The 12,392-nt window shown below is 66.0% G+C and carries 7 protein-coding genes; 3 read left to right on the top strand and 4 right to left on the bottom strand.

The window, feature by feature from the left end:
- Window positions 1-146 precede the first annotated feature (146 nt).
- The gene (locus B0G82_RS35770; protein ID WP_121310729.1) at window positions 147-2,411 is read left to right on the top strand and encodes an ATP-dependent DNA helicase; all 2,265 of its coding nucleotides are present in this window, start codon (window positions 147-149) and stop codon (window positions 2,409-2,411) included.
- 126 nt (window positions 2,412-2,537) lie between these two features.
- Here the strand turns inward: B0G82_RS35770 and B0G82_RS35765 are convergent, their stop codons facing one another.
- From B0G82_RS35765 to B0G82_RS35745, 4 genes are all read right to left on the bottom strand, one after another.
- Window positions 2,538-5,195 (bottom strand): mechanosensitive ion channel domain-containing protein, encoded by a 2,658-nt coding sequence (locus B0G82_RS35765; protein WP_121310727.1) that lies wholly within the window; start codon window positions 5,193-5,195, stop codon window positions 2,538-2,540.
- Window positions 5,196-5,545: 350 nt separating this feature from the next.
- The gene (locus B0G82_RS35760; protein WP_121310725.1) at window positions 5,546-5,896 is read right to left on the bottom strand and encodes an NIPSNAP family protein; all 351 of its coding nucleotides are present in this window, start codon (window positions 5,894-5,896) and stop codon (window positions 5,546-5,548) included.
- A 155-nt stretch (window positions 5,897-6,051) separates the two neighbouring features.
- Window positions 6,052-7,788, bottom strand: a complete 1,737-nt coding sequence (locus tag B0G82_RS35755) for an MFS transporter (protein WP_121310724.1) — start codon at window positions 7,786-7,788, stop codon at window positions 6,052-6,054.
- Window positions 7,789-8,015: 227 nt separating this feature from the next.
- Window positions 8,016-9,452, bottom strand: a complete 1,437-nt coding sequence (locus B0G82_RS35745; protein ID WP_106278286.1) for a sigma-54 dependent transcriptional regulator — start codon at window positions 9,450-9,452, stop codon at window positions 8,016-8,018.
- 1,347 nt (window positions 9,453-10,799) lie between these two features.
- On the opposite strand from B0G82_RS35745, the gene B0G82_RS35740 reads away from it, so the two are divergent.
- Together B0G82_RS35740 and B0G82_RS35735 are read left to right on the top strand one after the other, a co-directional pair.
- Window positions 10,800-11,087: a hypothetical protein gene (locus B0G82_RS35740; protein ID WP_116145150.1), complete on the top strand. Its 288-nt coding sequence runs from the start codon at window positions 10,800-10,802 to the stop codon at window positions 11,085-11,087.
- A gap of 66 nt (window positions 11,088-11,153) precedes the next feature.
- On the top strand, window positions 11,154-12,356 hold the full coding sequence (locus B0G82_RS35735) for an AAA family ATPase (RefSeq protein WP_121310720.1): 1,203 nt from the start codon (window positions 11,154-11,156) through the stop codon (window positions 12,354-12,356).
- Window positions 12,357-12,392: the final 36 nt, after the last annotated feature.

Genomic DNA, 12,392 nt, shown 5'->3' with positions numbered 1-12,392 from the left:
TGGGCCGATGAAGAGGTCGTTGCCGAAGGTGGCGCGGCTGAAATTGCCGCCGACGCTAACGCCAAAGCTTTCTCTGAGGCCGCCACAAGAGCCACTATCGAAGCCTCCACGCAAGCCGTCATCAGCCCCACCAGCGAGGCCCGCGCATGACCTACGTGGTCGCCGTACGGGCGATGTGCGAGTTCACCGCGAGGCGCGGCGATCTGGATCTGCGCTTCACGCCGGCGCCGACCTCGCTCGAAGGCATGGCGGGCCACGTGACCGTCGCCGGCCGGCGCGCGAGCGGCTACGAAACCGAGATCACGCTGACCGGCACGCACCGCAATCTGACCGTGCGCGGGCGCGCCGACGGCTACGATCCCGTCGCGAACCGCGTGGAAGAGGTCAAGACCCATCGCGGCGATCTCGAACGCATGCCGGCCAATCACCGCACGCTGCACTGGGCGCAGGCGCTCGTCTACGGTCATCTGCTGTGCCGGACGCGGGAGCTCGCGGAGCTGACCGTCGCGTTGGTGTACTTCGATATCGGCACGCAGAAAGAGGTGCTGCTGACGCAAACGCATACCGCGCTCGACCTGGAGATTTTCTTCGTCGAACAATGCGAGTGCTTTCTCGATTGGGCGGTGCAGGAAGAAGCGCATCGGGCCGCGCGCAACGTGGCGCTCGGCGCGCTGCAGTTTCCGCACGGGCAGTTTCGCAGTGGGCAGCGCGAGCTGGCGGTGTCGGTGTATCGCGCGGCGCGTGACGGCAAGCCTTTGATGGCGCAGGCGCCGACCGGCATCGGCAAAACGCTGGCGACGATTTTCCCCTTGCTCAAGGCGTGCGCTTCGGACCAGATCGAGCGGATATTCTTTTTAACCGCCAAGACACCGGGTCGCGCGCTGGCATTGGACGCGATCGAAACACTCCACCAAGGCGCCACGCGTCTGCCGTTGAGAACCCTCGAACTGGTCGCGCGCGACAAAGCCTGCGAGCATCCCGACAAAGCCTGCAACGGCGAATCCTGTCCGCTCGCGCGCGGCTTCTACGACCGGCTCGACGCGGCCCGAAGCGCGGCGTTGGCCGGTCCGCGCCTCGACCGCGCGGCGGTGCGCGACGCGGCGCTCGCCAACCAGGTCTGTCCGTACTATCTGGCGCAGGAACTGGCGCGCTGGGCCGACGTAGTGGTCGGCGATTACAACTACTACTACGACAGCAGCGCGATGCTGTACGCGCTCACGCAGATCAATCAGTGGCGCGTCGGCGTGCTGGTGGACGAGGCGCACAATCTGCTCGACCGCGCGCGGCGCATGTACAGCGCGTCGCTCGATCAGGCGGCGTTCCGGCTCGCGCGCAAGACAGCGCCGGCCACCTTGCGCAAGCCGCTCGAGCGGCTGCAACGCGAGTGGAGCGCTGTCAAACGCGCGCAGACCGAGACCTATCAGGTCTATGCCGAGGTCCCCGGCAAACTGCTCTCGGCCGCGCAGAATCTGATTAGCGCCGTCACCGATCAACTGGCGGAAGCACCGCTTTCCATCGACGAAGCGTCGCTGCGCTTTTTCTTCGACGCGATGCATTTCGTCGCGCTGGCTGAACAGTTCGGCGAGCATTCCATCTTCGATATCACGCTCGCCACAGACCGTTACGCGCCGCGCGACAAAACGAATGCCACGCTGTGCGTGCGCAATGTGATTCCCGCGCCGTTTCTCGCGCCTCGCTACGCGGCCGCGCGCACCACGGTGATGTTCTCGGGCACGCTCAGCCCGCATCATTTCTATCGCGACACGCTGGGCCTGCCCGAACAGACCCAATGGCTCGACGTGGAAGGCCCCTTTCGCGCCGAGCAGTTGCAGGTGCGCGTGGCCGGCAACGTATCGACGCGTTGGCGCGACCGCGAGCGTTCTCTCATGCCGATCGTCGATCTGATCGCCAGGCAATACGCCGCGCAGCCGGGCAACTATCTGGGCTTTCTGAGCAGCTTCGAGTATTTGCAGCGCGTGGTCGCGCTGATGCGCGAGCGGCATCCGGATTTGCCGGTCTGGGCGCAGGAACCCGGCATGGACGAAACGGCGCGCGACGCGTTTCTTGCGCGCTTTCGCACCATGCACCAGGGCGTGGGCTTCGCGGTGCTCGGCGGCGCGTTTTCGGAGGGCGTCGACCTGGTCGGCCGGCAATTGATCGGCGCGTTCATCGCCACGCTCGGTTTGCCGCAGATGAACGAGATCAACGAACAGATGCGTCGCACGATGGAGACGAGGTTCGGCAATGGCTACGACTACATGTATCTGTACCCCGGCTTGCAGAAAGTGGTGCAGGCCGCCGGGCGCGTAATTCGCACGGAGCAGGACCAGGGTGTGGTGCATCTGATCGACGACCGTTATCGGCGGCCGGAAGTGCGGCGCTTGCTGCCGCGCTGGTGGGACGTGCAATAAACAGCGCGGCACCGGCGCTTCACTAGCGCGCCTCTTTACCTCTTAGGTAATCGACCCGCCTGCCGCCGCCCGGCACAGTGGCGGCACGGCACCACGATTCCCACTTGAGGCCACGCCTTATCGACTTCACTCATGCGGAGAGGTTGAACCAGGATTTGCTGGCGTTCCTGGGCCGCCAGCCGGCTTAGGATCGACGGGCAACTGGTCTTCCACCGGCGCGTCGGCTTTGCCGGCGGCGTCGGCGGATGGCGCGGCGGCGGGCGGTTCGTCCTGCGTTGCATTTGATGAGCCGGGGGCGTCTTCGGAGACGTCATCCGCTTCGATCCTGGCCGGCGCGCTGTCCGGGTCCCACGTCAACAGATTGCGCTGCGGGTTCGCGATCTCGATGCCGCGCTCCTGGAACTGGAAAAGGATGCGCCGGTTGAATTCGCGCTGCACGCCCCAGCGCGCGCTGTCGCGGCACTGAATCTGGCCGGCCAGCGTGATGGCGGAGCCGTCGAGCGCATCGACACCCCAGAAGCTGAAGTCCGACAGAATGCCGTCCCTGAACTTGTCGTCCTCGCGCAAGGCGGCGCCGATTTCCTTCAAGGTGTCGATGGCGAGATCGACATCCTGACCGAATACGATGTTGACCTTCACCGCCGCATTGCCGATGCCGCGATTCGTGTTGTTCACCGTCGACACCGAACTGAACGGCACGGTGTAGAGCGAACCGTCGCCGCCGCGCAGCCGCACGGTGCGGATCGACAGATATTCGACGGTGCCAGACACGCCCGCGAGCGTGACCCAGTCGCCGACCTGCATCGCGTTTTCCATCAACAGGAAAATGCCGGTGATGAAGTCCTGCACCAGTTTCTGCGAGCCGAATCCGAGCGCCACGCCGAAGATACTCGCGCCCGCCAGCAGCGGCCCGATGTTCACGCCGAGTTCGCTCAAACCGGTCAGCACCACCACCAGCGCGATCGCGCAGAAGAGCGCGCTGCGCAGCATCGGCAGCAGGGTGCGCAAGCGCGCGGCGCGCACGAGGTCGCCGCTGGTGGTCCAGCGGTCGAGCCGCTGTTCGACGGAGACGTTGACGCCTTCCCACACCAGCAGCGCGATCACGGCGGCCACGCCGATCGTGATGATCGCCGAAGCGAGCCGGTGCCCGATCGTGCCCGTACGGAACAGGTCGACCACATGCACGCCCCACACCTGCAACAGCGCGAGCGCGGTCACGATGCCGATGACCCACGCCACCACACGGCGCAGCAGCGGGTAATAGCGGTACGCATGCTGATGCACGACCGACTTGGTCGCGTCGTCCTGCACATTGAAGAGCCGGGCCAGCGCCCCGAACATGACGATCGACACGACCCGCGCGCCTACCAGCACCGCCAGCGAAATGCCGCCGAGGTGCAGCAGCGTGTGATAGCCGTTCTGCACGTCGAGCGCCCAGATGAACCACAGCGCCATCACGACAAACACCGTCGCCCACGCCCAGACTTCGGCGAATACGTTGCCGAACATTTCAAGCGACTTGCGCGCGGCGAGGCGCTTGCGGATCAGTTCGCCGACCGGGCTCGCGCATTGCAGCACGAGGATCGAGATCATGACGTGGCCGGCTAGCGCGACCACCTTCATCAAGGCAAGATGCGCCGCGTCGTTCAGGCCGAGCGACTGCGCGATCTCCGCGACCGCCGAGCCCACACCCACCACGCTGACGATCCTCACCACCCAGCGCTGCATGAAAGCGGCCCACGCATCGCTCATGCGCAGCAGGCGCAAACGCGGCGCGGCCGGCTGCAGGAAGAAACCGCAGACGATCACGATCATCCGGCACAGCACGTAGATGTCGATCAGCGAATCGAGCGCGCGGTCTTGCGGCGTGCCGTCGTCGGCGAAGATCGACATCAGCGCGCTCGCCGCGCCGACGAACACCACCAGCGGCAACAGCCGCAGCACCATTGTCAGGAGCGCGCGCGGCAGGCGGCGCAGGAGCGTCCAGTGATGTTTGGCGTTCTGCTTGCCTTTGGCTTCGTTGACCTTGCCTTTAGCCTTCGTGGCGGCCGAGGTACCTGCCGGCGCGGCCTCGGCTTGCGCCTGCGCCGCGCTTACCGGCGAAGCCGGCGACACGGGCAACGGCGGCGCGGCGTTCGGCGCGTCGCCGGGTTGGGGCGCGACGTCGACGGGCAGGTCGGTTCGCGCGTCGTTGTCGTCTTCCAGTTCGCGGCGCGCGGCCAGTGCGCGGTAGGCGCGGCGCAGCAGGCGGCGCGCGAGCCATTCGAGCGCGAGCGCGGGAAGCAGCGCGGCCAGCAGCGACCGGGCGACGTGGCCCAGCACGGCTCGCGCTTGCGGGTTGGTCGATTGCCAGTTCCACCAGGCGCGCACCGATGCGACGTCGAGCAGCGCGGCAACCGAACTGCGCAACGACGCGCCGAGGTGCACGGCCCAGTGCGCGCCCTGGCGGGCCAGTTGCGAGGCAAGGCCGTTCGACTTGAACGCCGCCGGCACGAGCGCGGCGGCGCCGCTTGCCGCGACGGGCGCCGAGGCGGCCGCGGGCGCGGAAGCGGGCGGCGCGCTCAGCGCGCCGGCGGCGGCGATGGCCTGCAGCGTGTCGGCGACTTGCGCGCGGCGCTTGGGATCATTGAGAACGGCGAGCGCCTGGCGGGCCTGCTCGGGCGTCAGCGTGACCCCGACGCCCGAGGCGGACGACGCGGCCGTGGCCGGCGGTGCGGCGGCGAAAACCGGCGCGGCGATGAACGCGAGGAGGAAGAAAAGCCAGATTGGGAATAGTTTGCGCATAGGGTGTAAAGCGGGGGACAGAGGCGGAAGGCTGTGCCGACGGATACTGGCCGGTTCGGCGGCGTGACCATGAACCGACATGGGTGTGGTCGTACAAGTTCCTTGGGCGGCCTTGGCGCGAGGTGCCTGAAAGCCGGCAAGCCCCGCGCGGCGGCATCTTGCGGAAGCAAAAAACCTGCCTGTCGGAAAGAGCCGCATTGTCCCATGCCGGCTGCGGCGGGGCGGAATTCCCCGTTCTGCCGCCATCGCGAGTGCCTGCCGGCTGCACGCGTCTTCGCAACCGCAACCGCAACCGCAACCGCGCTGCCCGCATAAATGCCGCGGCCGTCGCTACGTCCACCGCCTCGCCATCACTCCGTCGCCGCCCCTCTGCGCACCGGCGGCACACCCAAGGTGCCTTCCACGACTTCGGTGAAGGTGCGCTCCTCGCGCAGAATGAAGCGCTTCGTTTGCGCCAGCTTGAAATTGTCGCGTGCCTCGGCATCGGCGCGCAGTCTCGCCCGATACGCTTCATAGGCCGCGAGACTGTCGAACGCGATCAATCCCCACGCGATGTCGTTGGTCCCCTCATGCGGCAGAAAATAGCCGATCAGATGGCCGCCGCAGCGCGGAATAATGCGGCCCCAGTTGCGGGCGTATTCGTCGAAGGCATCGCGCTGGAACGGATCGATCTGATAGCGGATGAAGCAGGTAATCGCCATGTGCAAGCTCCCTGTTTAGTCGAAGGTCGTGGTGTGAAGGACCGTGACTGCAGTATGGCGCGCGCCGGGCAGCGATGTTTCAGCGCGGTATGAACTATGGATGGTGACCGTGCGCGAGGCGTCAATCAGGCGCGGCGCATCTCCGGCGGCCGTTGCTAGCTGATCGTCAAAAACGCCAGCGCTGCACCGGCCAGCGCGCACAACGCCGACACCAGCGCCACCGCGCGCAATGCCGCGCCGAGGGCGTCGGCTTGTGCCCGCGCCACCTCGGGTTGGGCCCGTGCCGGATCCCCGTTTGTGTGAGTCGCGTCGGTTTCGGTGTGCGCCGCCCACACGTCTGCCTCGCCCACTTTGCCCTTCGACGCACCCGCCCCCGCGACAGGCAATGCAGCGCCCGCATCCATGCCGACCTGCGCGAGGCTTGCCGCCGCGCGCGCCGCCTGCGGCACATGCAGCGCATCGAGCCGTGCCTCGAGAGCCGCGTCGTGCGACCACACGAACACGATTCCCAGCACCGCGATCGCCAGCAGGCTCGCCACCCGCGCCACCGCGTTATTGATGCCCGAAGCGACGCCCGTGCGCGCGGCGGACACCGAGGCCATTACCGTCGTCGTCAGCGGCGCGACGGTAACGGTCATACCGAGTCCGAGCACGGTCAGCGCAGGGAGAAAGCCGCGCCAGTACTCGCCGCCGACCCACGGCAGCGCGAGCATTGCGAAGCCGGCCGCGGCGATGACCGGCCCGGCGGTCAGCAAGGCCCGCGCGCCGTAGCGGCTCGTCAGGCCGCCGGTGAAGCGCGACAGCAGGCCGATGGTCACCGGTACCGGCAGCAACGCCGCGCCCGCCTGAGTCGCGCTGTAACCATAAGCGCGGATGAGGGTGAACGGCAGGAAGAACAGCGCACCGCCCAGGCCAAAGTAGACCAGCAGCGTGACGAGATTGGCGCCGACGAAGTCGCGTGAACGGAACACGTCGAGCGGCATCATCGGATTGCGGGTTCTCGCTTCGAGCGCGACGAAGGCGCTCAGCACCAGCAGGCCGCCGAGAATCGACGCCAGCACCCAGCGGTCGCCGAAGCCGCGCGCCGAGGCGAGCGTCAGGCCGTAGGTCAGGGCGGCGAGTCCGGCGGTGGCCGTGGCCGCGCCCGGCCAGTCGAGTTCGGCCGCCGCGTGTCCAGTGGCCCCGCCGGCGCGCGCGGACGGATTTACCTCATCGTCCTGCCGGCTGTCCGGCACGGCCATGACCGCCAGCGCGACCGTCGCGCAGGCAATCGGCACGTTCAGGAAGAAGATGGCCCGCCACGAGAACGCATCGACGAGCCAGCCGCCCGCCACCGGCCCGAGCGCCGAGGTGATCGCGCCGACGCCGGCCCAGGTGCCGATCGCCTGGCCGCGCTCCTTGTCGTCGAACACCGCGCCGATGATCGACAGGCTGCTCGGCACCAGCAGCGCCGCGCCCACGCCTTGCACGGCGCGCGCCGCGATCAGGGCCGCGGCGCCGGGCGCGAGGCCGCAGCCGATCGAGGCGAGCGTGAACAGCCCGATTCCCGCGATGAACACCGTGCGCCGGCCAAGCTTGTCGCCGAGCGAACCGCCCACCAGCACCAGCGCGCCGAGAAACAGCAGATAGGCGTCGACGACCCACTGGATCGCCGCCACGCTCGCGCCCAGCTCGCTCTGGATGGACGGCAAGGCGACATTGACCACGGAGCCGTCGATGAAAGCCATGCTCGAGCCGAGGATAGTCGCGGCCAGCGCGAGTTTTTTACGCCGGCACGGGTGGACGAGACTGGCAGGCTGCGCGCGGATGACGAGCGCATCGCACGGGCTGGCCTGAGCGGGCAGGACGGACGAGGAACGGCGCTTGAGCGCCGGTGCGTGCGGGTCGGCCAAGTCCGCTCCCGGAGGATGGATGAACGGCCTTCAGCATAGCAATGCCGGCGCAACGGCGAAAGGCGCGAGCGATGTGAGCGACGCTGCTGATGCATCGAGTCGCGTCGTTGCGCACCATGGCGCGCGTGCAGTGACGGCGTGCGCAGCCCGCGAACTTCCCGCCGGCGAGGTTCAAGCCGGCGTCAATCGAATCAGGCGCAGCAAAAAGCGCCGCTGAACTTACCCGCTCACACCAAAGAAGGCGCCCGTCGCTCCGCGTCGCCGTCGGCATCCGCGCCGCCGGCCGTGTTGGAAGCGCGCCCGGCCGCCGGCTCCTGATGCAGCCGGTTGGCATGCATCAGCCGATACAGCGTGGCCCGCGAAATGCCGAGTTCGGCCGCCGCTTCGGACAACTTGTAGCCATGCCGCTGCAAAGCGTGTTCGATCGCGTCTTTCTCGGCCTTGCTGCGGATTTCCGCCAACGTGACAGCCGGCCCATTGTCGGCTTCCGGCAGGCCCAGATCGCTGGCCGTGATAAAGCGGCCCTCGCTCATCACCACGGCGCGGCGCACGCAATTGATCAACTCGCGCACGTTGCCCGGCCACGGATAGTTCGACATGGCGACGATGGCGTCGCTCGACAGGCCGCGCAGTTTGCGTGCGCCGTCCTGTTTGTACATGCTCAGTGCATAGTTGGCGAGCAACTTGATATCGCCGCCGCGCTCGCGCAACGGCGGCTCGACCAGACGCAGCACGCACAGGCGGTGATACAGGTCGGAGCGGAAGCGGCCGTCTTCGACCGCCTTGTCCAGATCGACGTGGGTCGCCGAAATCACTCGCGCATTGACGTTGATCGGGCCGTTGCCTCCCAGCCGTTCGATCGTGCCTTCCTGCAGGAAACGCAGCAGGACCGCCTGGCATTCATGCGGCATATCGCCGATTTCATCGAGAAAGAGCGTGCCTTCGTGCGCGCTCTCGATCCGGCCGATCTTGCGCTGGAGCGCGCCGGTAAACGCGCCGCGTTCATGGCCGAACAGTTCGGCTTGCAGCAGGCTCGGAGGAATCGCCGCGCAATTGATCGCGACGAACGGGCGGCCGGCGCGCGGCGAGCGTTCGTGAATCGCCTTGGCGGTCAGTTCCTTACCCGTGCCGGATTCGCCGGCGACGAACACCGGCGCGTCGGTCACGCCACATTTGTCGATGCGCCGGTACAACTGCTGCATCGCCTCGCATTGCCCCACCATGCCGTGCCGGCCGGCCGAAGGCTCCGGCGCGACTTCCACATGCCGCAGGCTCGACAGGCCATGCGCATGGCCGAGCGCGAATACGAGCCGCTCGTTGAGCCACGGCCGGGTCACGAAGTCGAAGCAGTAATCGAGGATGAAGCGGCTGACCAGTTCGTTTTCCGCCTGGCCCGGCGCGATCTGGGCGACCCAGTTGGTTTCTACGCGCCGCATGCAGGACGCCAGCGCGGACAGATGTTGGGATGTGCAGTCGCCCGGCAGTTCGACCAGGCCGACCTTGATGTTGCCGCGCTCGAGCATACGCTCGGCCACGGCCGTGCTTTTGGCATGCACCGCTTGCCAGCCGGAAGCCGCCAGAAAATCGGCGAGTTTCTGATCGGGCGAGTTCGACACATATAGAACGGTGCGTTCCGTGTCGACAGGCGTGCAAGTCGTATTCATGTTACCCCCGGTTGATGCAGCTCTCAGGACTGTTCTGCGACGTACGCGACAGACCGGCGTTATGCCGGCTTCCGGCCAACGGAGCCAGCCGGTCCGCTTGCGCGAGTCCGGACATGGAATGATCCACCGCCTTGGGTTCTGCTCCTCCCAGCCCGGCGGTCACGATTCACGATAGCGGCAATCTCGGGGAGCATGGAGCAGGCGGCGCAAACCGCGAGCTGCTGCATATCTGACGAATGGCGGCAACAGTGTTCACCGTTGAAACCGTCACGCGATCTTTTCCCCGAATCGCTCAAACCGTTTTTAACCTCGTTGACCTGATACAGGCGCTCTTGTTGGCGCATGGGCTTAACGATAAGCGAAACCGCTGTGAAGCGCCATATAAACAAGTCTGGATTCAGAAACGTTTTTTACGTCGCTCCATTGTCCTTGCGCTTCAAAAATGGATGGTCAAGTCCTGCTATGCGCGGCGTCGCACATAGCGCTTCAGTTCGTTTTACGGCAAATGTCAAACGGAACTGTAGTTCGAGATTTGCCTTGTCTCACGCGTGCGACACATTGGGCATACGTGCGCTGCTACCGGATAGGGTTCCGAAGCGTCGGCATATTTAACCGGGATGCGACGCAACTCCCGGCCACGCGCGGAACGCGCGGGCTGCCCAGCGTTCAGATGGCCGCGAATATCGCGCTGCGGCGTGTCGCCGGGCGCGGGAACATGTGTCGAATTCGAATCAACGCGAGCTGCGAAGTACGCCCAAGTCCGGTGCGCCGCATCGACGATCACGGTGGCATAAGGGTTTGAGGGTGCATGGCATAGCCGTTGCAATAAGCACTTCACAGCGAAGGCTGTTGCCGCCCGGTCCCAGGTTCAGGGAAGCCAGAATAAGAAGAGACCGGCGGCAAAAAGACTTCGTAGGCGCGGCTGGGGAAAGCCATTGCGTTCTACGAGGGTGCGGCGGGGCCAATAAAAAAACAGATGTCATAAAAGAACGGCGCAATGGTCGGTACAACGTACCGGTCATTGCGACCGGACGATGTAAAGGTTGACCTCGCCACTTTTTCCGTCGGGTTCTGGCGGATGTGAAGGGCGGAAAAAAACAACATGTATCGCGCTCGTGGAGTCGGCGAGCGAACGGTACGCACAACAACAAGAAAAACAGCGAAAGAGCAGCGACGGGGCAGCGCGCGGTCGAGGACCAACCGGGCGCGACGAAGCGGGGAGGAATGGCCGGAGTCTCCGGAGAGAGACGCGGGTTACGAGGTGGACCGGGCGCCGTGTCCGCGAAGTTGCGGACACGGCTCACCTGGACAGAGCGGTAGAAGAAGCACATTTTTTCGGGGGTTGTCATGACCAGACAGATCACCAAACCGGCCGGCACAGTACGGCCGGTTCGTCAAAGCACGACTCACTCAGTGGGCGTTTTCTATCAACGGCATATCGCCGCGCCGCGTGCTTTGTTCGCCGCTGCGCCGGTCGATCTGACTACGCTGGTGATCGCCGAGGCGATCAAGCGCCGGGCGCAAGCGGAGATCCAGCGCGAGGCGCTACGCGACTCGGTGTATGAGATGCCGGTGTCGCAGGAACGAAACTACGAGCGCGGTGCGGACATTCATCCGTCCGATGCCGACGATTAAAGCGAACCTCGACCGCTGTCGAGGCGGCTTCGCCAACCGAACGCGCCAGACCGGCGGAGAGCCGACATGATCGACATCTTCCTGATTTCATCCTGCATGGAGCGTGCGCCGCAAATCGTCGCTCGCCTCGAAGCAAGCGGCGTGGCTTACCGGCTGCGCACCGCTCAAGGCACGGCCCGGCAAGTGCGGGCGCACGATCGTGCGATTCGGAGCGCCGATATGCTGATCGTCGACGACACCGATCTGAGCGCGCGCGACCTGGACGGCGTCGAGGAAGCGCTGGCCTGCACGCCCGCCCTGCATTGCGTGCTGATGACGGCGGCGCCGTCCACCGCCTTGCTGGGCGTGGCGATGCGCGTCGGCGTGCGACACGTGTTGTCGTGGCCGGCCGACGCCGACGAGATCACCATCATTCTCATCCAGGCCGACGCGCGTAAAAGCGCCACTAGCCGTCGCGCCGGCCGCGTCGTTTCGCTTGCGTCGAGCAAGGGCGGCAGCGGCACCACGCTGATCGCCGTGAATCTCGCGTATTCGCTGGCCGCGCTGAGCAACCGGCGTGTGCTGCTGATCGACCTGAGCCAGCAATTCGGCGACGCCAGTCTGCTCATGGCCGACAAGCCGCCGCCCACCACGCTTGCCGATCTCTGCTCCCAGGCGGAGCGCCTCGACGCCGCACTACTCGAATCATGCGTGATGCATGTCCACGCGAATCTCGATGTGCTGGCGGGCGCAGGCGACCCGCTCAAGGCGGCCGAACTGCTGCCCGCGCAGTTGGAATGCATTCTCACGCTGGCGCGCGAGCGCTATGACGCGGTGCTGATCGACGTCGGGCAGAGCCTGAATCCGATGACGATCCACGCGCTCGATCGTAGCGACGCGATTTGCATGGTGGTGCGTCAGAACCTGCTTTACCTGCACGGCGGGCGCCGCATGCTCGATATCTTCAGGGAACTGGGCTATCCGGCCAGCAAGGTGCGGGTGGTGGTGAATCACTACGACAAGAACGCCCAGATCAACCTGTCGACGCTCGAACAGACGCTCGGCGCGAAGGTGGCGCATCAACTTCCGCGCGACGACAAGCAGGCCAACGACGCGCTCAGCCGCGGTGTGCCGCTGGTGACGTCGGCGAGAGACAGCACGCTAGCGCAAGGCATCAGCCTGCTGGCGGACATGTTGTGGCCGGCGAGCGCCGAGCGCCGCAAAGGCGTGCTCGGCCGGCTGTTCGCATCGCGGCCGAACGTGCCGCCGCAGCTCAAGCCGGGGCATTGAACCCATCCTGTCGAGCGGGACACATCAGTTGGAAGC

It is taken from the genome of Paraburkholderia sp. BL17N1 (assembly GCF_003634175.1).
In the GTDB taxonomy this organism is placed as follows: Bacteria; Pseudomonadota; Gammaproteobacteria; order Burkholderiales; family Burkholderiaceae; genus Paraburkholderia.
This window is presented reverse-complemented; position numbering and strand designations above follow the sequence as displayed.

Excerpts from the sequence above, each read along its gene's own strand:
- B0G82_RS35770 (WP_121310729.1), top strand. The coding sequence starts at position 147 with ATGACCTACGTGGTCGCCGTACGGGCGATGTGCGAGTTCACCGCGAGG.
- B0G82_RS35765 (WP_121310727.1), bottom strand. The coding sequence starts at position 5,195 with ATGCGCAAACTATTCCCAATCTGGCTTTTCTTCCTCCTCGCGTTCATC.
- B0G82_RS35760 (WP_121310725.1), bottom strand. The coding sequence starts at position 5,896 with ATGGCGATTACCTGCTTCATCCGCTATCAGATCGATCCGTTCCAGCGC.
- B0G82_RS35745 (WP_106278286.1), bottom strand. The coding sequence starts at position 9,452 with ATGAATACGACTTGCACGCCTGTCGACACGGAACGCACCGTTCTATAT.
- B0G82_RS35740 (WP_116145150.1), top strand. The coding sequence starts at position 10,800 with ATGACCAGACAGATCACCAAACCGGCCGGCACAGTACGGCCGGTTCGT.
- B0G82_RS35735 (WP_121310720.1), top strand. The coding sequence starts at position 11,154 with ATGATCGACATCTTCCTGATTTCATCCTGCATGGAGCGTGCGCCGCAA.